Source organism: Glaciimonas sp. CA11.2, assembly GCF_034314045.1.
In the GTDB taxonomy this organism is placed as follows: Bacteria; Pseudomonadota; Gammaproteobacteria; order Burkholderiales; family Burkholderiaceae_D; genus Glaciimonas.
On sequence record NZ_JAVIWL010000001.1, the window covers coordinates 3,540,111 to 3,564,617 of the forward strand.

The 24,507-nt window shown below is 51.4% G+C and carries 19 protein-coding genes; 13 read left to right on the forward strand and 6 right to left on the reverse strand.

Annotation, left to right across the window (positions count from 1 at the left end; translation table 11 throughout):
* Positions 1-205: 205 nt before the first annotated feature.
* Complete coding sequence (locus tag RGU75_RS15290; protein WP_322237319.1) at positions 206-1,498, reverse strand: amino acid deaminase; 1,293 nt, start codon at positions 1,496-1,498, stop codon at positions 206-208.
* 207 nt (positions 1,499-1,705) lie between these two features.
* On the opposite strand from RGU75_RS15290, the gene RGU75_RS15295 reads away from it, so the two are divergent.
* From RGU75_RS15295 to RGU75_RS15310, 4 genes are all read left to right on the forward strand, one after another.
* Positions 1,706-2,635, forward strand: coding sequence for a MurR/RpiR family transcriptional regulator (locus RGU75_RS15295; protein WP_416186820.1), 930 nt, complete (start codon positions 1,706-1,708; stop codon positions 2,633-2,635).
* A 1-nt stretch (position 2,636) separates the two neighbouring features.
* Positions 2,637-4,148, forward strand: coding sequence for an N-acyl-D-amino-acid deacylase family protein (locus tag RGU75_RS15300; protein ID WP_322237321.1), 1,512 nt, complete (start codon positions 2,637-2,639; stop codon positions 4,146-4,148).
* A gap of 89 nt (positions 4,149-4,237) precedes the next feature.
* Entirely contained in the window at positions 4,238-4,621 is a 384-nt protein-coding gene (locus RGU75_RS15305) for a RidA family protein (protein ID WP_322237324.1), read from the forward strand.
* Between the two features lie 276 nt (positions 4,622-4,897).
* Positions 4,898-6,247, forward strand: coding sequence for a GntP family permease (locus RGU75_RS15310; RefSeq protein ID WP_322237325.1), 1,350 nt, complete (start codon positions 4,898-4,900; stop codon positions 6,245-6,247).
* 130 nt (positions 6,248-6,377) lie between these two features.
* Here RGU75_RS15310 and RGU75_RS15315 read toward each other — a convergent pair whose 3' ends face one another.
* The 4 genes from RGU75_RS15315 to RGU75_RS15330 all read right to left on the reverse strand — a co-directional run bounded on the left by RGU75_RS15315 (position 6,378) and on the right by RGU75_RS15330 (position 10,085).
* Positions 6,378-6,857, reverse strand: a complete 480-nt coding sequence (locus RGU75_RS15315) for a hypothetical protein (RefSeq protein WP_322237327.1) — start codon at positions 6,855-6,857, stop codon at positions 6,378-6,380.
* Positions 6,858-7,145: 288 nt separating this feature from the next.
* Positions 7,146-7,466, reverse strand: a complete 321-nt coding sequence (locus RGU75_RS15320; RefSeq protein ID WP_322237328.1) for a hypothetical protein — start codon at positions 7,464-7,466, stop codon at positions 7,146-7,148.
* Positions 7,467-7,930: 464 nt separating this feature from the next.
* Positions 7,931-8,512, reverse strand: a complete 582-nt coding sequence (locus tag RGU75_RS15325; protein ID WP_322237330.1) for a DJ-1/PfpI family protein — start codon at positions 8,510-8,512, stop codon at positions 7,931-7,933.
* A 331-nt stretch (positions 8,513-8,843) separates the two neighbouring features.
* Entirely contained in the window at positions 8,844-10,085 is a 1,242-nt protein-coding gene (locus RGU75_RS15330; protein ID WP_322237331.1) for an MFS transporter, read from the reverse strand.
* Positions 10,086-11,385: 1,300 nt separating this feature from the next.
* On the opposite strand from RGU75_RS15330, the gene RGU75_RS15335 reads away from it, so the two are divergent.
* Positions 11,386-14,271 carry an autotransporter domain-containing protein gene (locus RGU75_RS15335; RefSeq protein WP_322237332.1) on the forward strand — a complete coding sequence of 962 codons (2,886 nt, stop codon included), beginning with the start codon at positions 11,386-11,388 and terminating at the stop codon, positions 14,269-14,271.
* Positions 14,272-14,976: 705 nt separating this feature from the next.
* Here the strand turns inward: RGU75_RS15335 and RGU75_RS15340 are convergent.
* Positions 14,977-16,116, reverse strand: a complete 1,140-nt coding sequence (locus tag RGU75_RS15340) for a glycerate kinase (RefSeq protein ID WP_322237333.1) — start codon at positions 16,114-16,116, stop codon at positions 14,977-14,979.
* A gap of 437 nt (positions 16,117-16,553) precedes the next feature.
* On the opposite strand from RGU75_RS15340, the gene RGU75_RS15345 reads away from it, so the two are divergent.
* The 8 genes from RGU75_RS15345 to RGU75_RS15380 all read left to right on the forward strand — a co-directional run bounded on the left by RGU75_RS15345 (position 16,554) and on the right by RGU75_RS15380 (position 24,496).
* The gene (locus RGU75_RS15345; protein WP_322237334.1) at positions 16,554-17,720 is read left to right on the forward strand and encodes a hypothetical protein; all 1,167 of its coding nucleotides are present in this window, start codon (positions 16,554-16,556) and stop codon (positions 17,718-17,720) included.
* A gap of 12 nt (positions 17,721-17,732) precedes the next feature.
* Complete coding sequence (dapA, locus tag RGU75_RS15350; protein WP_322237336.1) at positions 17,733-18,623, forward strand: 4-hydroxy-tetrahydrodipicolinate synthase; 891 nt, start codon at positions 17,733-17,735, stop codon at positions 18,621-18,623.
* Between the two features lie 40 nt (positions 18,624-18,663).
* Positions 18,664-19,731: an amino acid ABC transporter substrate-binding protein gene (locus tag RGU75_RS15355; protein WP_322237338.1), complete on the forward strand. Its 1,068-nt coding sequence runs from the start codon at positions 18,664-18,666 to the stop codon at positions 19,729-19,731.
* A 19-nt stretch (positions 19,732-19,750) separates the two neighbouring features.
* Positions 19,751-20,926, forward strand: a complete 1,176-nt coding sequence (locus RGU75_RS15360; protein ID WP_322237340.1) for an ABC transporter permease subunit — start codon at positions 19,751-19,753, stop codon at positions 20,924-20,926.
* Positions 20,927-20,939: 13 nt separating this feature from the next.
* Positions 20,940-22,043, forward strand: coding sequence for an amino acid ABC transporter permease (locus tag RGU75_RS15365; RefSeq protein WP_322237342.1), 1,104 nt, complete (start codon positions 20,940-20,942; stop codon positions 22,041-22,043).
* A 29-nt stretch (positions 22,044-22,072) separates the two neighbouring features.
* A complete protein-coding gene (locus RGU75_RS15370) occupies positions 22,073-22,819 on the forward strand; it encodes an amino acid ABC transporter ATP-binding protein (RefSeq protein WP_322240562.1) in 747 nt (248 codons plus the stop codon).
* A gap of 43 nt (positions 22,820-22,862) precedes the next feature.
* A complete protein-coding gene (locus RGU75_RS15375; RefSeq protein ID WP_322237344.1) occupies positions 22,863-23,318 on the forward strand; it encodes a RidA family protein in 456 nt (151 codons plus the stop codon).
* A gap of 170 nt (positions 23,319-23,488) precedes the next feature.
* Positions 23,489-24,496 carry an Ldh family oxidoreductase gene (locus RGU75_RS15380; protein ID WP_322237346.1) on the forward strand — a complete coding sequence of 336 codons (1,008 nt, stop codon included), beginning with the start codon at positions 23,489-23,491 and terminating at the stop codon, positions 24,494-24,496.
* Positions 24,497-24,507 lie beyond the last annotated feature (11 nt).

Consider the following 24,507-nt stretch of genomic DNA (forward strand, 5'->3'; position numbering starts at 1 on the left):
CGTATTATTTCAAAAAACGATGATAGTTTTTAGTATCAATGCGCGCAACCCTGTAAATATTGTCTAAATAGTACGCCCCAAAGTGCGTCTTCGAGGAAGTATTCCGAGCGGCTGCAATTCTCAAAGGCGGTATCGCCGCTACATTCACATAATGTGTGGCGACGAAGGGATTATTTGTTGGCAACAATCGTTGCCGACGAGTGCATCAGAAGAACGTATGAACAACATCAATGACATCGAACTCAGCGTTAACCACCGCTATTTGTCGCCATTTATCGAAAGTCAGACACGGATGAGAAATATCGAAAGCGACCATGTCACCGACTTTGATATCGTCGCCAGCGGCGATTTCCATGTAAGCATGCTGATCCATCATTCCCGTCAGTTTCCAGTGTGAGGGTGTTGCGCCAGGTTTACTGGTTCCGGGACGATAGTGCTTTGCTGGTTGCGGCAATCCGGCATCGAAGGCTGCATCCCGTTTGCCAAGCGCGATAATCGCTTTGCCCGGTTCTGGGCGAGATTGTACGTAAGCCCATAATTGCAATGCCGGTAACAGACTCGTACGCATTTGTCGGGCAACCGGATTGCGGGTTTGAATCTGTTCTTGCGATGCACGATAAACGCCCACGTCATGCGTCAGATAGCAGCCGGGCCGAAGGATGACATCCAATGGCAAGCCGATGTCAGCTTTAGAAAATTCCTCCGCCACAACGTCGTACCAGGCAGAACCAGCGCCTGTCAGAATCACTGGGCGCAGCGCAGCGCGCTCGCCCAATTGACCGGATTTGGCAATATCGCCGAGGCAAGTAACGGCACGTTGCAAAAACTGTCGAATATCTGCTTCTTCTTCCAATACGCCCTCATAAAGCTCTACGCCAGCCAGAACGATGTGACCTTTCCAGTGGGCGATAGCTTCGAGTACGGCAGTTTGTTGCTCGGCATCACGGACGCCAGTGCGACCGCCATCAGAACCTAGTTCTAGCAGCACGTGTAACGTCTGGTTGCGTGCTTTGAAGAAACTGCCGAGCAAATCAACGCCCGCAGCCGAATCCACTAAACAACAAAATTCGAATGATGGATCAGTCAGCAAATGGGAGACGATCACCATATTCTGTTTGCCGACCAGTTGATTTGCCATGATCACGCGGCGCACGCCATGTTCATAGGCCACTCGGGTTTGGTGCGCAGTCGCTAATGTAATACCCCATGCGCCGCCAGCTAGTTGACGTGCAAACAATGCTGGTGCCATCGTGGTTTTGCCGTGTGGGGCTAACTTAACGCCGTATTCGGTGACAAATTGTTGCATCCATGCGAGATTGTGTTGCAGGCGTTCTTCGTACAGCACGGCGGACGGCAAGCTGACTTCCTCGCGCAGTAAGTTCCAGCGCAAATCCTTGACAGCAGCGGTTACAAGCGGTTGTTCAAAATCTCCCAAACCTTTGTTCAGAGGCAGCAAAATCGGATTGACAATGCTGTCGTGATAGTTTGTATCATTCATTGATATTTCCTTCATTTATATCGGAGATAGGTAAAATATTGCAACAAAAAATTGACATTTTCTATTCATTTTTCATTCGTAAATAGAAAATATTCTGCTTCTGATATAAAGTAACACAAAAGATATTCGTCGCATGGTAAAGTTGTTTAAAATTGATGCGCGGCAGATTTTAGAATAGGTCATATTTCAGATAGGAAAAGAGAGCGCATGCCACCCAATTGGTCGCCTGCTATGGCGCGTGCCATAGCAAATACGGTTACAGAAACATTCGATATCGTGTCTCGTATTTCCGAGCGCAGCGGACATCTGCGGCTGGCCGAGCAAAAGGTTGCCCAAACGATTTTGGCCGATTTGCCGTTCGCCGCGGCAGCAAGTATCGGCACGTTGGCAACACTTGCCGGGGTCAGTCAAGCCAGTGTGACACGTTTCGCGAGAGCAATCGGATGCCGCGACGTACGCGACATGAAAATGAAGTTGGGACAAGCCACCGCGATTGGCGAGCGATTTTTACGCGCTGAATTGCCAGCGCCAGAAGGGCGCGTGCCACAGATCGCAGACATTATTTACGCTGATATTGGCAAAGTACTGGAAGTCAATCGAACTCTGCTGAATCAAGATGCATTGCAGCATGCCGCGCGCTTGTTACTGGATGCTCGCATGATTTACGCGTTCGGTATGGGTGGTGGTTCCACCATGTTATCTGACGAGGCGCGTTATCGGTTGGTACGTTTGGGGAGGCCCGCAGCCACCTATCACGATGCCTTGTTGCAACGCATGGTGGCCGCTACGTTGGACAAAAATGACGTGGTATTAGTGTTTTCAACTACAGGAAATGTGCCCGAGTTGCTTGCCAGTTGTCGGGTGGCAAAAGAGTACGGCGTGCGTCTGGTTGCGATCACCGCATTAGGTTCGCAACTGGCGAAGATCGCCGACGTATTACTGCCCCTCAAATCGCTTGAAACCGATTTCATTTTTAAGCCTTCGTCGTCACGCTACGCGATGATGATGGTACTAGATGTACTGATGGCTGAACTGGCTTTATTGCAAAAAGATCATAGTCAGGAATTACTGCGACGGCTGAAGTTCACGCTCGATACACACCTTGGAAGCGGCAACCGTGAACCGTTAGGAGACTGAAATGAATGGCGAAACAAATAAGCAAGAGGCCAATAGCGCCAAAAATAGCAGTAATACAAGCTGTGATACATTAATCCGCAACGTATCGTTGATCGACGGCAGCGGCGCAGTTCCCTTTAGTGCTGATGTTGCCCTCATGGATGGGCGCATCCTGCAAATCGCAGCAGTCGGTTTGCTGGACGTTTGGCAAGCGCCGCAAGTTATTGACGGAAGCGGCAAGGTATTGAGTCCTGGCTTTATCGATGTGCACACGCATGACGATACCAATGTCATTCGCCAGCCAGAGATGTTTCCTAAACTATCGCAAGGCGTGACCACCGTCATCGTTGGTAATTGCGGCATCAGCGCCGCTCCGGTCAGCCTCAAAGGCGCACCGCCTGATCCGATGAATTTGCTGGGCGAGTCAGACGCTTTTAGTTATCCCACATTCGCCAGTTATGTCGCAGCAGTCAATCAAGCGCAACCATCCGTCAATGTCGCGGCCCTGATCGGACACACAGCATTGCGCAACAATCAAATGGATCGTCTTGATCGCGCAGCTACGGACCAGGAAATTAACGCCATGTGCACGCAATTGCGCGAAGCATTGGCACATGGCGCGTTGGGTCTGAGTACCGGCCTTGCTTACGGCAACGCGATCAGTGCGCCAACTTCCGAAGTGATGGCGCTGGCCGCACCACTGGCCGCTGCCGGTGGAATCTATGCGACCCATTTACGGAGTGAGTTTGCCGAGATTCTGGAAGCAATGAACGAAGCTTTTGAAATCGGTAAACATGCACGCGTTCCGGTCGTGATTTCGCATTTGAAATGCGCCGGTGTTGATAACTGGGGGCGCAGCGGAGAAGTGCTTGCGGCACTTGAACGGGCGCAACGTTATCAGCCGGTCGGCTGTGATTGCTATCCTTATACCGCAAGTTCATCCACGCTGGATCTGAAGCAAGTCACCGATACCATTGATATTCAAGTCACTTGGTCCGTGCCACATCCCGCCATGGGCGGCAAGTTATTAGCAGCGATAGCGGCGGAGTGGGATGTTGATTTGCTGGAAGCAGCGCGGCGTTTGCAGCCAGCCGGTGCCGTGTATTACGGCATGCATGATGATGATGTTGACCGTATTCTCAGCCACCCTGCAACGGTGGTTGGATCGGATGGATTACCAAATGATCCATTGCCGCATCCACGTTTATGGGGCGCTTTTCCACGGGTGCTTGGCTATTACAGCCGTGAAAAAAAACTTTTCCCCTTAACTGTCGCCATCAACAAGATGACTGGCTTGTCAGCGCAACGCTTTGGATTAACTGAGCGTGGATTGGTGCGAGAAGGGTACTGGGCCGACCTCGTGTTGTTCGATCCTGAAACGGTACGCGACGCAGCGACTTTTACTGACCCAATGCAAGCTGCCGAAGGCATCGAGGCGGTTTGGGTGAATGGTGTTCTATCGTATCGTGGCGGCACAGAAAAGGCCGCCACCGGTCAACGTGCCGGGCGATTTTTGGCACGGTCGGGTACGTAGGTCGTTACCGCATTTTCAACAAGCCATGCAAACAAACAATTAAGCAAGCAACACCACAGTAGTACATATCAATTTTTAAAGGAAAGAAAATGACAATCAAACGATACGGCGTAGAAGGCGGTACTGGAACAGGTGGTCAGCATCTGCCATTTGCGCGCGCGGTTGAGGCGGATGGCTGGCTGTATGTATCCGGTCAGGTCCCGATGGTCAATGGTGAGGTAATTGATGGCGGCATTGTCGCCCAATCGCATCAGGCGATTAAGAATGTCCTCGCGATTCTGACCGAAGCCGGTTATGGTCCCGAACACGTCATTCGTTGCGGCGTCTGGCTTGACGACACACGCGACTTCCCATCATTCAATCGTGTGTTTAAGGACTACTTCGGTGCCAATCCACCGGCGCGCGCCTGTGTCCAGTCGGCGGTGGTGGTCGATTGTAAAGTGGAAGTAGATTGCATCGCCTTCAAACGCTAGCATTAAGTCTAAAAAGACAAGCGTAGTGGATTTGCTGGCGGGGCTTGTCAACGGGTAGAAAAAGCATCAAAAATAACCAACTGACGTGATATAAAGAGCATCGTTTAAAAAACCAACCTGAAACTGACCTTGCCCATTGCAAATAGTCGCCATTATTTAACACGGAGCGCCGCCCAAAAACAGCGCCACCAAATGGGAAATAGTGGTATCACTTACCAAGTGCATTTGCTGAAGTGGCAGGCCGGTTATCTGAAGTGCTCACCTTAGGAGATAGTAATGGAGATGGTTCAGGGAAACATGCTGCTAGCGTACGCACTGATCGCAGTGATTACGCTGGTAGTATTAATTGCAAAATTCAAGATGAATCCGTTCATCGTATTGATCGTGGTATCCGTCATTTTAGGCGCTGCGGTAGGCATGCCAATGGGCACCATTGTTAAATCATATGAAACAGGCGTCGGTGGCGCACTCGGTCATATCGCACTGGTCGTCGGTCTTGGCACCATGTTCGGCAAGATGATGGCAGAATCAGGTGCGGCAGAACGGATTGCCAACACACTGATCGGTGCCTTTGGACAAAAGAACGTCCATTGGGCCATGATGGTGGTCGCATTGATCGTCGGCTTGCCGGTGTTTTTTGAAGTTGGTTTTGTGTTGCTCATTCCGATTGCCTTCAACGTTGCCAAGCGCACCGGTACTAATATGATTTTGGTTGGTATCCCGATGGTGGCCGGTTTGTCGGTCGTCCACGGTTTGATTCCTCCGCATCCGGCTGCACTGTATGCGGTAACGGCTTACAACGCTGACATCGGCCGCACAATTGTGTACGCGCTCATCGTTGGTATTCCTACTGCGATTATCGCTGGCCCGTTGTTCGCAAAATTGATTTCGAAATTTGTATTTCCGAATCCAGACAATCCACTCTTGGCGCAATTTGTAGAAAAAGACAGTAACCGCGATTTGCCAGGTCTGGGCATTACATTAGCGACGATTCTGTTGCCAGTTGTATTGATGCTGTTAGGTAGTTGGGCAGACGTTTTCTTTACGCCAAAGACTTTCCTCAACGACTTTTTACGCCTGATTGGCAACTCCGTCATCGCATTGTTGATAGCCGCCCTGGTCAGCTTCTACACCTTCGGTAAAGCACGCGGTTTTGATCGTGAAGCGATTCTTAAATTCACAACCGAGAGTCTGGCACCCATCGCTGGCATCACCCTCATCGTCGGTGCAGGCGCTGGTTTCGGTCAAATCCTAAAAGACAGCGGCATCTCAAATGCTATCGTCGGCATCGCCACCAGCGCGCATTTATCGCCTTTGGTTTTAGGTTGGTTTGTCGCCGCACTTATTCGTGTCGCCACCGGCTCTGCCACCGTCGCCATGATCACCGCCTGCGGCATCGTTGCACCGATCGTATCCAGCGTTGCCGGCACGCGACCAGAACTGATGGTATTAGCAACCGGCGCCGGTTCGCTGATTTTGTCGCACGTCAACGATGGCGGATTCTGGTTAGTGAAAGAATACTTCAACATGACAGTCACAGAAACTTTCAAAACCTGGACCGTCTGCGAAACTCTTATCTCGGTACTTGGCTTGTTGTTTACGTTGGCATTGTCGATGGTCGTGTAAGTATCCCGCACCCTCTCCGTACAAATGGAGAGGAAGTGCGTAAGAAAAATACCGATTTATCGGTATTTTTTTTCGTTTTAGAAAAGGCACTGACATTCCGTCGTGCTAACAAAAAAAGCTAATAAAAAGATTAGGGCAAACTGAAGCACATCATCAATGAATGCTGTTGCTGTTGCAGGCGCAGCCACAGTTGACGTTGCCTTTGACCTTGCAGGCGCAGCCACAGTTGACGTTGCCTTTGACCTTGCAGGCGCAGCCACAGTTGACGTTGCCTTTGACCTTGCAGGCGCAGCCACAGTTGACGTTGCCTTTGACCTTGCAGGCGCAGCCACAGTTGACGTTGCTTTTGACCTTGCAGGCGCAGCCACCTTTGACGTTGCTTTTGACCTTGCAGGCGCAGCCACCTTTGACGTTGCTTTTGACCTTGCAGGCGCAGCCACCTTTGACGTTGCTTTTGACCTTGCAGGCGCAGCCACCTTTGACGTTGCTTTTGACCTTGCAGGCGCAGCCACCTTTGACGTTGCAGTTGATTTTGAAGTGGCACTTGACCTACCCCGACATTGACGCTGCCAAGTTTTTCGGGTGTTAGTCGGGAATTGTTGGAAGACATGTTTGAGCGTAGCGAGTTGGTCTTTCAACCCGACTGACACCCGAAAAACTTGGGAACCCGAAGGGCTGCGTCTCTGCGGTCGCCTTTTCTTTGGTGCCTTTCTTTTGGCGAAGCAAAAGAAAGACACTAGCTGTCGGGCTACCCCCGACAAGCACCCACGGAGCGCCAACCGTTTAAGTTATCAACCATCCATCCATGGCAATAACATCCAGTAAAGAAAAAATGGCCACTTTCGGCAAAAGAAAGCGGCCACTTTTACCCAAGCGTGATCCGATAAAACTAACGAATTTAATCGACGTCTAGGGATGTTTTAAGCGCCAGTCGATCAATCCGCCTCTCAGCATTCTCAGCCAGCATCTGAGAAGACGTCAACGCCAATCGCAGCAAGCGCTCCGTAGCAAGAACAGTCAACGTAGGCGCATCACTCGTACCGCGATCCGCATTGCTCAAATGGACCAAATCAATACAAGTCTGAACACCGCGGCAGACGTCCACCGTCAGCGCATAAAATTGCGCGGCCCGATCATTCTGATACTCGTGAGGCAGCCAAGAAAAAGGCTGATGAAATGCTTCCGAATCTGATGATGATGGCGGGATCGGCTTACTCATGATTGCCCACCCGTGTCGGTGTGAGTAATAAGGCGTGTGATGGTTTCTGAGCAGGCAAAGATAGGCATGTTGTGACTTCCGTAGGTGGCAGTAAAACCGCGCCCTGTCGTCAAACAGGGTGGGCAGCAAATGGCAAGGTTGACGAACCGATACCTACAGCAACCGGCAACCCGAAGGTTCCCCACCATTGCCACCCAATGAAGGCGCAACAAAGGTAGACGCACGAAAAAAAACGGCATTGCGCCGTCTGTGCGCTGTAGGTATGTCAGGTCGTCAAACCAGTTCCCCTTTTTCTCAGGGACCAACAGAGTATAAGACATTGCACCATCTTTTGCGAAATTTTGATGCAACCACAATATAGACAATCCACGACCACACAACCAACAAACAAAATGGCCGCCTCCCATTGTAGGAAGCGGCCATTTTCTGCCTGAACCAAATATCAGCAACAAACAACGAATAAATTACAACTCAATCCGCGTCCCCAACACCTTCAAAAACTGCGCCAACCAAGCCGGATGTGCCGGCCAAGCCGGTGCAGTCACCAGATTGCCATCGGTATGCGCTGCCGTGATATCAATCTCCGCATATATTCCACCAGCCAGTTCTACTTCTGGCGCACAGGCTGGATAGGCCGAGCAGGTTTTGCCTTTCAAGATACCAGCGGCAGCCAGCAACTGCGGCCCGTGACAAACCGCTGCAATAGGTTTGTTAGCCGCGTTGAACTGCTGAACGATTTCGATCACGCGTTTGTTCAGGCGCAGATATTCCGGTGCGCGACCGCCGGGAATCAACAATGCATCGTAATCGGCGACATTGACATCAGAGAAAGACGCATTCAGGGTAAAGCGATGGCCGGGTTTTTCGCTATAGGTTTGATCGCCCTCAAAATCGTGAATGGCGGTTCGAATACTGCTACCGGCAGATTTTTCAGGACAGACCACATCGACGACATGACCGACCATCTGTAAAGCTTGAAAAGGCACCATCAGTTCGTAATCTTCGACGTAGTCGCCGGCAATAAACAGAATTTTTTTTGCGCTCATGATGATTCTTTCAGTAGAAAGTTAGTGAGGAAATGGGTGATAAGTACGGCACTGATCCTGAAAAACTGTGTGATTGAAAAGAGTATAGCGAGTTGGTGACAGCGATATGACAGCGGCGCTGGGGCGGTAAAGCGGCGTTCACATAACGTTATTCAAATGCTGAATTTACTTTATAGTAATTTTTCCTAAATTCAAATATAAGGTAAAAATTTAACTAGAGTGGAACAGTTCCGGCAGCGAAACAATAAAGTTTACCATGCCACCTGGCCAACTTTATTGTGCGCCTCCCACACTATTTTGTGCTATTTTTTATCAAGATTTAGTGGTTTTTTTAGCGCGCTGATCCTTGCTTGGTACCGTGACCAGTCACCCGCGCCGCCATCGCCCGTTGCACAACATCGCGCGACAAGCGCCAATAGAGCAATGCGACCAACGTTGATAAAAAAGCAAAACCCATCATGCCAGCGTACAAGTACAGCATCTTATAAAGTTCGATCCCCACACCATACATCAGCATGCTGACGATACCCATGGCCGCGGCGACCGTGCCTTTGGAGATATCGCTTTCTGTTAGCGTAAATCGGACCATCACCGCGACTGATAATCCTTCGCCAAAAGAGATCAGGCTGATCCCGAGTACTAGAAAGTAGGGCGTTTTGAATATCGCAGAGCCGACTAGCATCACGACGATGCCGCATGCAATGGGATACATTGCATACTTGACCGACGTGCCGAGGCGCCAGCGATCTGCTTGCGTGGCAAGCACAAGATTGCCAGCAATCAGGCTGCCGAAAACAGGTATTTGCCATAAGCCATACTCAATCACGCTTAAGTGTCCGTCTGCGACCAAAATCAGCGGCGACATAGCGATCCAGCCGATCAACGGTACGGCGAGCAAGGGAATAGAAAGGGCGCCCATCAAGAAATAACGATTGCGGAATACTTGCTGATAATCGTGCCAAATGTGTATGAGCGGTAGCTTTTCCTTGCGCGGTTGAACAGTCTCTGGCATGTGCAGGGCGAGGCCAATCAACGCGACCGATGACACCGCTGCGATGAAAACAAACACCATGCGCCACGGCCACATTTCGATCATGAAGGCCCCCGCGACCGGACCGATAAGTGGCGCGATTAGTGCGACGTTGGCCATCATGGCAGTGACTTTGACGGCTGATTTTTCTTCAAAAGCTTCCTGCACGACGGCGTAACCGACCGAGGAGATGAAGCATAAACCAATCCCCTGGACCACGCGCAAAATGATAAAACTCTCAATGCTATTGGAGAATAAGGTTGCCAGGCAAGCAAGGATAAAAAATACTGTCCCTCCCAACATCACGGGACGTCGTCCTATGCGATCAGACAACGGACCAAACAGCCACTGGAATAACGCGCCACCTAATAAGAAGGCGGTCATCGCAGACGCCATCCATGCCTCGCTTGCACCAAACTCTCTGGTGACCGTCAGCATGCCAGGCTGGATCATGTCGTTGGCGATGTAGACAGAAAATTCAAATAACACCAATGCCAGCGGGAACATCAGCGTTGAGCGATTGAGTGAGGATATTTTTTTCATTATTTTTTTAATAGCATTGGGTAACGCTGAAGAGTGGAGCATTGCACAAATGCGTGTTCATTGCTCGTATTTGGAAAGTAGTGACGGCACGGATGGAGCTTACATTGGCTGCGACCAAATGCGATCGTCAATGGCCGCGGGCGACTGTCGAAGAGAGTGCTCTATCTGTCGAAACAAATGGCGCGCTATAAATATTTTATTTTTGGATGTTGAATAGTACTTTGATTGGTCATGATCCGTAAATTATCAGGCGACTGTGAGGAAATTGAGTTTGAGAGCGCATTGTTTTTATAAGCAGTTTATTTTAGACGCGTGCCGAGGTGTTATTTTAAATTTGTTGGCGTCATTTTTTTGTTTAAAAAATGCATCGCTGGTGCGCAGATGTTAGTAGCGGCAGTTTAAAACGCCGTCAGAATCGGCCCGTCATTATTTGGTCAGCATCTTTAGTCAGCATCTTTAATCAGAGCCTTAGTTGATTCCCGCGCAACGACGCTGTTTAAGATTGGGATCGTGCCAGACGCGATAACTGATCCAAGTTGACTTCGACCATTAATTTGTAATTTGGTTCAGATAAAATCTACAATAACCAGATAAGCCCGTAGTAAAACAGGGTGGACAACATCCGAGACAACGGCTAGCAAAACCACTGCACGTTCATTAAGAATCTGTGAGCGCTCTGAATAATTTAATTCAAAATTTATGCAGAAAATCGAAAATAAATATTGAAAAAAATTCTGTCGGTTATGCAGTCCCGAACTCAACCATCAATTCATCATTTGCACGACTCGCCTTGGGGGTGATTCAGTGGATTATAAAAATTTCACGGTAAAAATTTTTATACGATTTCGCAGTGTGGTGCACGTTACTTCCAAGCTTTGTGGATTTTATAGAGCTTGCTTCTATTTATAATATTATTTTGCAGAAATACTTTCCTTGATCATAAACGTCGATTTTACTGCTACTCGACTAAAATAATAATTCCATATAAAATTTTTTCGATTCTCTTTAAACCCCTTTTATTGCTCAAAAAAATCAGAATATTCACGCTACGTGAACACCTTATTTTTATCATATTGTATTGATGGGAATTCGTGTCTATCTTTAATTTGAAATCTTGTGATGATGAATGTGGCGACTAAGAGCCTTTAATTATAATTGTCGTCGCAACGGGGAATTCGCTAAAAATTCCACCTATGTAACGCGTATCAGCTCCCGTGAAAACCTCGACACGATTTTAAGGCCATATCGACGATATGCACTTTTGTGAGCATTTCTGCTCACGCTCTAGGCGAGGTTTTCAATGCGTCACAAGCGGTTAGTTTCTTTCCCGCCAGCGGCAATACCGCTTGCGGTTTCAGTCTTGTTGTATGGTTGCGGTGGTGGCGGTGGTGGTAGTCAAAGTCCCGGTACTAGCGCACCTATTCCAACTGCATCAAGTCCCCCAATCTCGTCTAATACAGTCGTGTACAACCCCAGTGATCCGAGCAAGGTCGGGGCGGCGCGTGCACTTGCCATTACCGGCGCGGGCGTGACGGTGGGTGTAGTGGATACCGATTTCAACGTCGCTGATCCTGAGCTGATCAACCGCATCACGAAGACGGTATATACCGCTGCAAGTGGGACGAGCAGCGGCGGTTTTTTTGGTGCGAGCGGCAACGGCGATCCTCATGGTACGGAAGTGGCTGAAGCATTAGGCGGCACGAATACCGGTGTCGCGCCAGGCGTACATATTCAGGGAGTTGCGTCCGGTATCGGTGCTGATCAGTTGGCATTGAATTCAGATATCTATAATTTTCTATACAACAACGGCGTGCGGATTTTTAATCAATCCAGTGGCGTCGGCTCCATTTCGACGCCATCCGGTAGCGCTACTTATTACAGTCTTTATCAACCCTTCGTGGCGAAAGGCAGTTTGTTTGTCTGGGCCACGGGTAACGGCGGTTCATCGCAGCCGACGATGACAGCAGGCTTGCCCGCGCTTTATCCCGATCTGCAGAAGGGCTGGATCGCGGTGACAGCGTTGAATGCTGTCGGCGGTACGCAAGCCTTTTCTAGCGCAGATACGGTTCCGGGTGTGATTTCCAGTTATGCCAATAGATGTGGTGTCGCGGCCAACTGGTGTCTGGCCGCAGCGGGTGATTTTGTCTCACCAAGCGCCGGTGGACGTGTATACGGAACGTCATTTGCGACACCGGCGGTGACCGGTGCGATTGCGATGGTGCAGCAAGTCTACCCTTGGATGAACGCCGATTTACTGCGCCAGACGATCTTGTCGACTGCAACCAGTATGAACGATACGGCAACCTATGGATGGGGATTACTCAACGCTAGCAAAGCCGTTAATGGGCCTGGACTGTTTATACAGAGTTTGGCCCTTGGTCCAAACGTCAACGTTACTTTCGATACGGTTGCATCAACTTTTAGCAATGCGATATCGGGCGATGCGGGACTGGTTAAGGCTGGTACTGGCACGCTGACTTTATCGGGTGCGAGTACTTATTCCGGCAAAAACGAGATCGTGGCTGGCACGTTGAATGTCACGGGGTCGATTACCTCGCCAGTGCAAATCGACGCGGGCGGTAATTTGAGCGGGAGCGGTGGGGTTGTCGCTAACAGCGTGGTCAATAACGGTCGTCTCAGCAATACCGGTAGCGGTCTGACTATTGGCGGTAATTACACGGCTTCGACCGGCGCGGTGTTGGCTAATGATATAAATGCAACGCTGGCGGTTGGCGGCACTGCGACGTTGGGCGGGTCGCATCTGGTTGCGATGGTTCCGGCCGGAAACGCCGATGCTAATGCGTACGTGACTGCGCAGGCGAGCGGGGTGCCGCAAAAGGTGATCACTGCGGGTACAGCGGTGATAAATACTTTTAGTGATGTTGGTTTTCAAAGCGTCGGAACCGCTTTTCCGCCATTGCTGAGCGCGCATGTCACTTATGCACCGAAGGAGGTTGATCTGACTATCGGACGTGTCGCAACGACACTAGCGGCGCAGTCACTTGCCGCCAACCCGACTACGACTAATAGCGCTGCCAATGTCGAGCATGCCATGACCGCAGTTGACGCTATGGTGGCAAGCGGTCAAACGGGCGGTTCCAATGCGGGGATGATCGCTAGCGCAGCAGCATTGGAGCGAGTCCCAACTGTGGCCGCGTTAGGCTTGGCATTGGATAGTTTATCGGGACAAATTTACGCATCGGCACAAGGTTTGACCTTTCAACAATCGCAAGCAGTCAATCGCGCACTGTCGAATCGCTTGTCGCAATTGGGTAATCAGAACAAGCAAGTTAAAGCCGGTGTGTGGGGCAACGTGATCGGTGCTTCCGGCAAACTGACCGAGTCAGGTTACCCCGGTGCAAGTACGTCGATGGCGGGTGGAGAGTTTGGCGTCGACAGGCAATTGAATGAAAAGGCGATCGTTGGCGCGGCAATATCGTATTCAGAAAGTCAGGCAAGTTTTGATCGGTCTGCGGGCAATTCTAAAAGTCAGAACACGGGCATTTCGCTCTACGGTAGGGTTGCACTGAGCGATCTAAATACGCTCGCGGCAAAAGAGACAAAAAGTGATAGTGGCAATGTCTTCAATGGCGGAGCTTATGTATCAGGTCGGGTGGGGATGGCGACGATAACGAGTACGGTTAATCGCACCGCCAGCGTCGGGACTGAAATCGAGAGCCTGACGGGAGAACATAAGGACAATATGTTTTCGGCGTATGTGGAGTCAGGCTATGCGTATGCCTTATCGCCTGATGCGGTCATCACGCCATTTGTCGGTGCGTCTTATGATCGGCTAAAGCGCGGCGGTTTTGCTGAAAGCGGGGGCAGTTTTGGCTTTAATGCTAACAGTCAACATTATCAGCAAACTGCGGCAGCACTTGGGGTGCGTGGAGAGGCAAATGTGGATTGGTTTGCTGGCACATCTACGGTGCAAGCTTATGCTGCGTGGCAGCATGCATTTTCTAGCGGAAATTTAGATTTTTCGGCGGCGTTTTCTGGTGCGCCGGGCAGCAATTTTACTGTTCAGGGGATTGGCTTATCGCGTAATACAGCATGGAGCGGTGTTGGTATTTCGACAGCAATTAATCGTAGATTAAGTTGGTTTGCGAATTTTGATGGTCAGTTTGGGCGAGGAGGGTTGGTGAATAGCGTATTTTCTGTAGGGCTGCATTTAACTTTTGATTAGTATAGTGTTGGTGGCTCGAAGTGTCTTGAGTAAGGCTGGGACCGGTTTTGATCGATGTTATATTGATTTTTTATATGTTTTATATCAATAATAAAGAAGACAGCTATGGTGCGGTGCGATATAGTTCATTTGTCTCCTCCAACACCTCCTAAGGGTTTGGATTTACCCCGCTCCCGTAAGGTGAGCGGGGTTTTTTTTGTCTGGAAATTTGTATAGGGTTTGGTTTAGCCATCGCTTTAAAACTACCGCACTATAGCCTGGACGATATATCGCCTGTTAATCATTGGAATCAATTGTCTCGATTTTCATAGGTATCGCAGCGTTGGTCAGGGTGCTGAGTCAGAAAAAATCACTGAGGATAAGCTTTACTCCTTGATTGCGCTGGGCGTGATGGTTTATCAACGGGGTTGCCGAGAGTTCGGCGAAGGCACAACAGGGGTTCTGCTGATCAGAACGCTGAAGCAAGGTGGTAGGGCTTCGCTAGAGCAGGTCTGAATGAGATGAGCGCCCCTGTTGGTGCAAGTTGGTCCGACATAGTTTGCGTCGACTTGGTACAACGGACTGGCCCACCGCAATATGTGGCCTCAGGATGAAGTTCGTCGCCATCACATTGATATTGAACAGCGGGATCCTCGTTGCTTCCGCAACAATTTGTTTCGCCAGATTTGTGTCAATTCGCCGCATCGTAAAAAATCGTCGTACCTCTTAATGAAATGATTGGCCGATACGAATTGCCGCAGCAATGTTTCTTGCGCTGCTGCGCAGGTTTAGGTAGGCGTCCCGCAACGCTTCATCGAGCGAACAGGGAGTCCGAACGGCACCAAAAACCGCGTTAACGCCTGCGTGATAGAGGGCGTCGGCGTCGGCGCCGACTGACCCGCCCAGCGCAATGACCGGGATATCCTTCATGCGGGCGATTCGCGCCACCCCCGCAGGCGCCTTGCCTCGCAAGGTCTGGCTGTCTATCCGACCTTCGCCGGTGATAACCAGTGCTGCTCCATCTATCAGTTCTGCCAGTTTTATTGCTTCTGCGATGATGTCGGTACCTGGACGTAGACGAGCGCCAAGAACCGCAGCGAGTGTCGCGCCGATACCGCCGGCCGCACCGCCGCCCGGCAAATCAATCAAATCCTTTTGCAAGTTGAAATCCCGCTGCAAAATACTGGCGAAATGTGCCAGTCCCTGATCCAGTATCGCTACCATTTCCGGTGTCGCACCCTTTTGCGGTCCAAATATGGCAGAAGCGCCATTTGGCCCGCAAAGCGGGTTGTCCACGTCGCAGGCAAGCTCGAACTGACATTCGTGCAGGCGGCGGTCCAAACCGGTGAGATCAATTTTTTCTAATCTATGGAGGTCTTTTAGCGTCACGTCCTGACTGTTCGAATCCAGCATACGGGCTCCAAAAGCCTTCAAGATTCCGATAGCCGCATCGTTTGTTGCACTACCGCCCAAACCAATGACGAACCGACGCAGACCGATGTCGAGGGCCGCGATGATGAGCTCGCCCGTGCCACGACTGCTGGCAATTAGTGGATTGCGTTCTGATGGCGCGAGGCGTTCAAGTCCACTGGCCGCTGCTACCTCTATCAGTGCGACACCTTCTGGCGTAATACCGAATTTTGCATCGATGGGGCGGCCAAGCGGGTCGCTGACACAAGCGTTCTTATATTCCCCTCCCAGCCCTCTTAAAAGCGTCTGAACAGTGCCTTCGCCGCCATCTGCGATAGGTAGGAGGACATATTCCGCATTTGGAAAAATTTCGTAGAAGCCGGCCCGAATGGCATCTGCAGCTTCCGCCGCACTAAGGCTTTCTTTAAATGAGTCTGGCGCAATGACGATTTTCACGATGTGTGTCTCGATTGGATGTCTTTTAAATTACCCAGAGCGAACAACTATCTGGAGCGAGCCTAAATATGGGCGATCGTATTTCTACGAACGCGTGGACCGGTCTTTTATTGTGGCGTTGACTCTTTTTGCTGTGTCGTCACCGATCAAGATGAGTCGCCACCCCAAATAAAGAGAAAGACGTGCTCATGCTGCTTAGCGATAAAGCCCGTTTCTCGGGCTTTCGGCGCTGATTTTCAACCAATTTTTGCGATTTCTTGCGCTCAGAGCTAGGCCGTTCTGCACCTGCACAGAAAAAAACTTGCAAGTCGAATATGCGTAGTGTACATTGTATTCTGTCGACAGTATGCATTAAGAGGAAAGCCTCCGCAATTCGTGGTGCAGCCGGCGGAGAGTCCAACGGGTAAGACAGAGAACTAGAACTTTGAGAGGTAGAGATGAATGATGACTATGCGGACACGCTAGAGACTGCGGTGCGCCACTTATGCCGTAGCGCGGATGCTGTAGTGGAGGGGCTGGAAAAGTGGGGCGGAGTTCCGCGGCTTAATGCGATGACCGGCAGCTACAGCTGGGATTCCGAGTACGTCTGGGATAGCTGGGCGAACTTTCAGTGGGCGGGTTTCCTCGCAGGGCGCTTGTGGTTGCTATCCCGACTCGCGCAAGACCAGCGTTATGCCGATGCTGCAATGCATATCAGTCGGCAGATCGGCCCTGTACTTGCGAAAAACCCAACGACTTTTTCGTCGACAGGCATCGACATGTATTACGCCCTGACGCTTGGCTACCAAATGACGGGCGATAAACAGCTAAAGAAATGGGCTTTGGCTGGCGGTGATAATTTTGCCAATATTTTTGACAAAAAAGCCAATGCATTCCTGCAAATAGCAAGTGCCGATCGGATCGTGATTGATACCGGCCTGAATTTGCCTTCGATGCTTTGGGCTTCTCAATGGGAACCTGAGCGGGCAACGTTACCGTACCGGCATCTTGATACGGTCTTGTCTGTTGGCCTTGTCCGAGAGGACGGCTCAAGCTGTCACGCTGCCGCCCTGGATCCTGAAACGCGATCGGTCACACATTTGTTCAGCCTTCAAGGCTGGCGCGACGACAGTGTTTGGGCACGTGGTCAGGCCTGGGCAATGCTTGGATACGCGCACGGATACGAAGCGAGCGGCAATCAGAAATATCTGGATGCTGCAGAACGTGCTGCGGACTGGTATGTTCAAAATGCGCCTTCGGATTGGGTGCCTCGATACGATTACTTCGATCCCGAGCGCGAAAAGATGCCGTATGACTCTTGTGCCGCGGCAATCGCCACCGCTGTTTTGTTTCGGCTCGCCCGCTGGATTCCGGATAAAGCGGAGCGTTATCTCACCACAGCGCGCGAAACGCTGAAGACCTTGATCGCGAATTTTCTTACCGACGGTGGTGTTCTTTTGCACGGAACCTGGGGGCGTATGCGCCACATCGAACCAGGCCACCCGCGCCTGGGCAGATTTCCGCAAGAAGATGTCATGCCCTATGGAAATTACTGGATCGCCGAATGCCTTTTCCGAGAGCTTCAGAGCGATTGGTCTCCCCTTTCATTGAACGACAAACACTAAATAAGGAAAGATATGAAATTTACTGCAAATGGAATCTACACAGCGATCGTCACGCCCTTCACCGCAAACGACGAATTTGACGAAAAAGCCTTTCGAAAACTCATCGATTTCCAAGTGGATGAGGGCGCCGGTGGCCTACTTGTTGTTGGCGGAAGCGGCGAATACGTGAGCCTCACGCCGTCCGAACGTAAAAAGGTTGTAGAAGTTTCTGTTGATCAAGTGCGGGGACGGATCCCGATCATCGTCGGCGCGTTAGCTCCGGCTACCCGCGAGGTACTGGACACGGCCAAGCATGCCGCAGACGCTGGTGCCGATGCGGTTCTGGTCTTGCCTCCTTACTACATCAAGCCAAGCGCGGATGGCATTGTCGAACACTTTGCCGCAATTGCCGACGGCACGTCGCTGCCGATTGTGGCGTACAACAACACGGGACGCACGGGACTGACCCTGGATATCCCGATTCTTGAGCGGCTGACCAAACTTCCATCCATAGTGGCGCTGAAGGAATGTGAGCGCGATCTCGCGGTTGTTTCCGCAAAAATCAAGGCAGTGGGAGAGCGAATCGCGGTCATGTCTGGTGATGATGACCTTGGCTTTCCGACCTTTTTGTTAGGTAGCCCTGGTGGTATTTTTATGACGGCAAACCTCGTGCCGGCTTTTCATAAGAAGCTTTTCGAGGCTACCAAACGCGGCGATATCGCCAATGCGAAAAAAGCCCACTATGCTCTGTTGGCATTGGTTGAAGCTCTCTATACCGCTAATCATCCAGGCCCTCTCAAGGACGCAATGGCCTACGTTGGTCAAGTCATTGGCGCCGCTCGGTCTCCGCTGCAACACGGAAGCGCCGAAAGCCTCAAGCGCGCCAAGGCCGCCATCGAAACCTTGCAAAGCCTTGTATTCTAGGAAAACTTCGTTCTTTTACTAACCATTTCAGGACATCAAAATGAAAATCTCGATCTGTTCGCTGTCGGTTGCCGCAATACTCGCCATTTTGTCCATCTATACAGAGCCGGCTTATGCCGGCAAGACGCTGGAAGCAATCAAATCCAAAGGTAAGCTCGCCTGCGGTGTTAATCCCGGTTTGCAGGGATTTGCGGCTGTTGACAGCCAAGGCAATTGGACGGGAATCGACGTCGATGTTTGCAAGGCGGTGGCGGCAGCGGTGCTCTCCGACGCGAACAAGGTCAAGTGGGTGCCGCTCAATTCTGTGCAGCGTTTTGCGGCGCTCCAGTCGGGTGAAATCGACATTCTGTCGCGCAACACCACCTGGACGCTTACGCGCGACGTTTCCTTGGGTTTGAACTTCACGGGAGCAACGTTCTATGACGGTCAGGCATTCATGGTGAAAAAGCAGAAGACAGATCCAGTGACCAAGAAGACTACAGGGGCCAACATCACTAGCGTGAATCAACTCAAGGGTGCCACGGTATGCGTTCGATCCGGGACGACCACGGAGAAAAATCTCACTGACTTCTCGAAAGCCAAAGGCCTTAACCTGAAGGCTGTCGTCTACGAATCGCAAGAGGCGACCGATAAAGCTTACTTCAGTGGTCGCTGCCAAGCGTATACGTCAGACGCTTCAAACCTGGCCTCGGTGCGCAGTGCACAGGCGTCGGATCCGGAAGACCATGTCATCCTGCCCGAGCGTATCTCCAAGGAACCCTTTTCGCCCTCGGTGCGGCGGGGAGATGATGAGTTCTTTGCCATCGTGAAATGGGTTGTCTTTGCTTTGATTGAAGCAGAGGAGTATGGCATCACCCAAGCCAACGTCGACGAGCTCAAGGCGAGCAGCAAGGATCCAGCGGTGCAGCGGATCCTTGGCAGCGGCGAAGACATGGGGCGTCTGCTCGGGCTAGACAAGGACTGGGCTTACCGCGCAATCAAGGCCGAGGGAAACTACGGCGAAATGTTCGAGCGAAACGTCGGTGCCAAGTCGCCTTTGAAGCTGACCCGGGGAATGAACAATCTGTGGAATAAGGGTGGCTTGTTCTACGTGCCGCCAGTTCGCTAACCGAACGGTGATCACGGCCATGAAACATACTGGAAATCAGCGTTGGCGAGGCGGGTGGCGTAGCAAAAGTACCCGCAGCGCAATCTACCAGGTGATCGCGCTGGCAGCGGTGATCGCCATGGCGACATACCTGTTACACAACACGTTCACAAACATGCGTGCGCGTGGTGTTCAAAGCGGATTTGACTTCTTGTCGCAACCGGCCGGTTTTTCCATTAGTGAAACCTTACTCGTCTTCGATTCGAGCGACTCTTACCTGCGCGCTCTGATGGCAGGGCTGTTGAACACTATTCGCGTTGCAGTGCTTGGCTGTGTTCTGTCGACTATCGCCGGCACGCTGATCGGCATTGGCCGTCTCTCGCGCAACGTACTACTGCGAGGGCTTTGTGGTGCCTATGTGGAAGTTGTACGAAACGTGCCGTTGCTTCTTCAGCTGTTTACGCTCTACTTCCTGCTGACTGAGCTGATGCCGTCGATTGATGCAGCACTGCACCCCATTGATGGTCTTTTCCTGAGCAAAAATGGCCTGCAATTCCCCTTGCCGAAATGGGATGCTGGCTATTGGGGAGTATTTGTTGGAGCCTTGGCTGCTGCGGTCGGCTGCTGTGCATGGCGCATTTATGCCAGACGGAAGCGAGAGGCGAATGGCCGTCGGTTGCCGGTATTAGTTCCGCTGATCTTGATTGTGATTATCTGTGTTGGTGCCGGATGGATGTTGGGTGGGGCACCACATGTGATGGATGTTCCGAGGCTAACAGATGGGGTTATCGAAGGTGGTGCTGCGGTGACGCCAGAGTTTCTGACTATTCTGATCGGCTTGACGATCTATAACTCCGCGTTCATCGCAGAAATCGTACGCGGCGGCATTCAATCCGTGCCCTTTGGTCAGCACGAGGCTGCGGCAGCGCTGGGGTTGGGCCGGATATACGAATTGCGTTTTGTGCAGTTACCACAGGCAATGCGCGTGATTGTTCCTCCGCTGACAAGCCAGTACATGAATCTGACCAAAAACTCGTCCCTTGCTATCGCGATTGGTTATCCCGACTTGGTCTCAGTGGCAAACACGACACTGAATCAGACGGGACGTGCCTTCGAATGCATTTCGCTTGTCATGGGGTGTTATTTGACGCTTTCGCTGGTGACGGCGGTCGGCATGAATATCTATAACAAACGGTCACTCATCAAGGAGCGCTGAAGTGGAGGGTATTATGAAAAGCTCGTTTGCAGCAACTAGTGCGAAAGCCAGGACTTCCTCCCTGGGCAAGGCTTGGCTGTGGTGCAGAAAGAATCTGTTTGGCGGCTTGTTCAGCACCGTGGTTACTTGTGTCATTGCAGTTTTGGTGTTGTCGGTTCTTCCGTCTGCGTTCAACTGGGCTATTCGAAACGCCGTATTTGCGCCCGATAGCGCTGCGTGTCGGGCAGCTGCGGAACATGGCGCATGCTGGGGCGTTATAGCTGCCAAATACCGGATCGTGCTCTTTGGGCGTTATCCCTTTCCGGAGCAGTGGCGCCCGCTTATCGTAACGATTGCCCTTGTGCTTCTGCTCGTGTTGAGTTGCTGGAGAAGGATGTGGCACGCCAAATTGCTAGTGATCTGGTCGGTGACGCTTCTGTCAGCATTTTTTATGTTGCGCGGCGGGTTGTTTGGGCTCGAACCGGTTGAAACTGAGCGATGGGGCGGACTTCCACTGACTATGTTGTTGTCCATGGTGAGCCTTGGACTCTCGTTTCCTTTGGCTGTGATGATCGCGTTGGGGCGTCGATCCAGAATGCCGATAATCAAGGCACTTTGCGTCTTGTTTGTGGAGATTGTTCGAGGCGTACCGCTCATTTCGGTGTTGTTCATGGCGTCGTTCATGTTTCCTTTGTTATTGCCGCAAGGGATGAGCATCGATGTGCTTGTGCGGGTGCTGGTCGGATTGACGCTTTTTACCGGAGCCTATCTCGCCGAAGCAGTGCGGGCGGGGTTGCAGGCTATTCCGAAAGGACAAGTTGAGGCGGCTTGCGCAATTGGCCTTTCGACCTGGCAGACAAATAGCAAAATCGTCCTGCCGCAGGCACTGCGTCTTGTCGTTCCTTCGATGATGAATACGCTGATCGGGACTTTCAAGGACACCTCTCTGGTGACGATTGTCGGACTCTTCGAACTGACAGGATCTCTCCAACTCTCCCTTGCCGATGCAGAGTGGCGGCGCTTCTATATTGAAGGGCAGCTATTCGTTGCGGCAATTTACTTTGTATTCTGCTTTTCCATGTCGCGCTACAGCCGTTGGATCGAGCACCATTTGAACCGTGGTACGCGCCGCCAATGACCTCTCAACCCACTCAATTCCTCGACAGCATGAAAATTGACCAACCGATCATCGAATTTAACGGCGTCCATAAGTGGTACGGCGACTTTGAAGTGTTGCACAACATAAATCTGACTGTTCGCCGTGGTGAGCGTATCGTCGTGTGTGGACCATCGGGATCGGGCAAGTCGACGATGATTCGATGTATCAACCGGCTCGAAGAGCACCAGCAGGGAAGTCTCGTTGTCGACGGCACTGAGCTGACGGATGATGTGCGCTCCATAGAGAGGGTCCGCAGGGATGTCGGCATGGTGTTTCAGCAGTTCAATTTGTTTCCCCATCTGACTGTTCTTGAGAATCTGACCCTGGCGCCGATATGGGTTGGCAAGGTGTCCAGGCGCGAGGCGGAGGAGCGCGCAATGCAGCAACTAAAGAGAGTCCGCATCGCCGAGCAAGCCGGGAAGTATCCGCTCCAGCTTTCAGGCGGACAGCAGCAGCGCGTGGCGATCGCGCGCGCGCTCTGCCTCTCGCCGAAGATAATGCTCTTTGATGAACCAACCTCAGCGCTCGACCCAGAGATGATTCAGGAGGTCCTGGATGTCATGGTTGAGTTGGCTGAAATGAAGATCACCATGCTTTGCGTCACCCATGAAATGTCGTTCGCAAAGGCTGTCGCTGATCGTGTCATTTTCATGGATCAAGGCCAGATAGTCGAACAGGCTGCACCGCGCGAATTCTTCGAAAACCCAAAAAACGAGCGTACCAAAGACTTCCTTTCCAAAATCATCACCCATTAACGGCGTATGTACTGGCGCCTTGCACATTCAACTTGGAAAACTAATGCGTATCTATAAAAAACTTCAGCAACTTGACATCACGTTGCCGCCGGTGGCGATGCCGGTCGCAGCGTACGTCCCTTTCGTGCAAACGGGTAATCTGATCTTCCTGAGCGGGCAGATCGCTAAGAAGAATGGTCAGGCCTGGATAGGTCAACTCGGAGCTGCGATATCGATTGAGGAAGGTAAGTTGGCGGCGAGGGCGGCAATGATCGATCTCTTGGGCACGTTGCATGTCGCGACAGGCGATCTGGACCGCGTTAAGCGAATTGTCAAACTGACCTCACTCGTCAATTCGACCGGCATTTTCACCGATCATCACTTGGTGACCAACGGCGCAAGCGAGCTGCTTGTTGCGGTTTTTGGCGAGGCCGGTGCGCATGCGCGAGCGGCGCTTGGCGTTGCGCAACTACCTTTCGGCGCCTGCGTAGAAATCGACCTAATTGTTGAAATTGAATGAAGCGTGCAGGATTTGCATGCTGCGCTGTTCGAACGGTGCTGCGCAACTTGCATTTATCTGTAAATAAGATTTCTGTCGCTCCGATCAATACACCGTAGCCGATGGGCAGCTTTCAGACAGCGATCTGACAATGAGACGTCTTTTAAATATCCTCTATATTTCACACACAAATGAAGATTCAAATTGATACGGCATTGAGCTATTGCAAGTCGGTCCTGGTAGCGCTTGGAACCAGCGATTTACATGCTCATATCGTGGCCAGCCATTTGGTTGAGTCTGATACCAAGGGAGTCCGATCACACGGCTTGTTGAGGTTGTTGCGTTATGTCGATCAGATTGAAACTGGCTATATAGATAACCGCGCAACACCGGTCATTAAGATACTGAGCACGGGGCTTGTTCAAGTAGACGCGCGAAGAACGTGGGGAATCCTGGCACTTAACGATCTTGTTCCCGTCCTCGCCGAGAATGCAAGGCTTTATGGTATTGCGGGTGGTTCGGTGATCAACTGTGCGCACACCGGCCGGATCGGCGCATTTACCGAGGCCCTGGCGAAGGACTTCATGTGGGCACAGATCTTTGGAGGCGGCGCAAATCAGCGACTCCGCGAGGTTGCGCCTTTTGGCGGAGCCAAGGCAGAGTTCGATACGAATCCCTATTCGATCAGCGCTCCGCTGTCAGAGAATCAAGTCAGCACTATCGATTTCGCCACTTCCGCGACGGCCCAAGGAAAGCTCCTTGTCCACCGGACCAATCGTAAGCCAGTACCAGATGGCTGGCTGATCGACAAAGAGGGAAATCCTTCCAATGATCCAGAGTCGTTCTATGAGGGCGGGGCACTCCTGTCGTCCGGTGCGCACAAGGGATATGGAATGGCATTTCTCGCCGAGCTATTCGGTGAAGCCGCGTTGGGCACGCCGCATGAACTGAACTGGTTTGCGGTCGCTGTTGACCTGAAGCGATTCTCGGCGCAGGAGGAATATTTTTCTCGCTCTGAGAAGTTGAAGAAGAAAATAGAACAGAGCCCACCCGCAACAGGGGTGGCTAAAGTCATGTGGCCGGGTCAGCCTGAACTTGAAACGGCAGAGTCAACATGTGCAAAGGGCTCTATTGAATATTCCGATCTGGAGTTTTCCAAACTGTCTATCCTCGGTTTTCGATTTGGAGTCAGGTTGTGAATGCGCCTTTT

Excerpts from the sequence above, each read along its gene's own strand:
- RGU75_RS15300 (WP_322237321.1), top strand. The coding sequence starts at position 2,637 with ATGAATGGCGAAACAAATAAGCAAGAGGCCAATAGCGCCAAAAATAGC.
- RGU75_RS15320 (WP_322237328.1), bottom strand. The coding sequence starts at position 7,466 with ATGAGTAAGCCGATCCCGCCATCATCATCAGATTCGGAAGCATTTCAT.
- RGU75_RS15315 (WP_322237327.1), bottom strand. The coding sequence starts at position 6,857 with ATGTCTTCCAACAATTCCCGACTAACACCCGAAAAACTTGGCAGCGTC.
- RGU75_RS15360 (WP_322237340.1), top strand. The coding sequence starts at position 19,751 with ATGAAACATACTGGAAATCAGCGTTGGCGAGGCGGGTGGCGTAGCAAA.
- RGU75_RS15365 (WP_322237342.1), top strand. The coding sequence starts at position 20,940 with ATGAAAAGCTCGTTTGCAGCAACTAGTGCGAAAGCCAGGACTTCCTCC.
- RGU75_RS15380 (WP_322237346.1), top strand. The coding sequence starts at position 23,489 with ATGAAGATTCAAATTGATACGGCATTGAGCTATTGCAAGTCGGTCCTG.
- RGU75_RS15375 (WP_322237344.1), top strand. The coding sequence starts at position 22,863 with ATGCGTATCTATAAAAAACTTCAGCAACTTGACATCACGTTGCCGCCG.
- RGU75_RS15370 (WP_322240562.1), top strand. The coding sequence starts at position 22,073 with ATGAAAATTGACCAACCGATCATCGAATTTAACGGCGTCCATAAGTGG.
- RGU75_RS15345 (WP_322237334.1), top strand. The coding sequence starts at position 16,554 with ATGAATGATGACTATGCGGACACGCTAGAGACTGCGGTGCGCCACTTA.
- dapA (WP_322237336.1), top strand. The coding sequence starts at position 17,733 with ATGAAATTTACTGCAAATGGAATCTACACAGCGATCGTCACGCCCTTC.
- RGU75_RS15290 (WP_322237319.1), bottom strand. The coding sequence starts at position 1,498 with ATGAATGATACAAACTATCACGACAGCATTGTCAATCCGATTTTGCTG.
- RGU75_RS15305 (WP_322237324.1), top strand. The coding sequence starts at position 4,238 with ATGACAATCAAACGATACGGCGTAGAAGGCGGTACTGGAACAGGTGGT.
- RGU75_RS15310 (WP_322237325.1), top strand. The coding sequence starts at position 4,898 with ATGGAGATGGTTCAGGGAAACATGCTGCTAGCGTACGCACTGATCGCA.
- RGU75_RS15355 (WP_322237338.1), top strand. The coding sequence starts at position 18,664 with ATGAAAATCTCGATCTGTTCGCTGTCGGTTGCCGCAATACTCGCCATT.
- RGU75_RS15335 (WP_322237332.1), top strand. The coding sequence starts at position 11,386 with ATGCGTCACAAGCGGTTAGTTTCTTTCCCGCCAGCGGCAATACCGCTT.
- RGU75_RS15295 (WP_416186820.1), top strand. The coding sequence starts at position 1,706 with ATGCCACCCAATTGGTCGCCTGCTATGGCGCGTGCCATAGCAAATACG.
- RGU75_RS15325 (WP_322237330.1), bottom strand. The coding sequence starts at position 8,512 with ATGAGCGCAAAAAAAATTCTGTTTATTGCCGGCGACTACGTCGAAGAT.
- RGU75_RS15330 (WP_322237331.1), bottom strand. The coding sequence starts at position 10,085 with ATGAAAAAAATATCCTCACTCAATCGCTCAACGCTGATGTTCCCGCTG.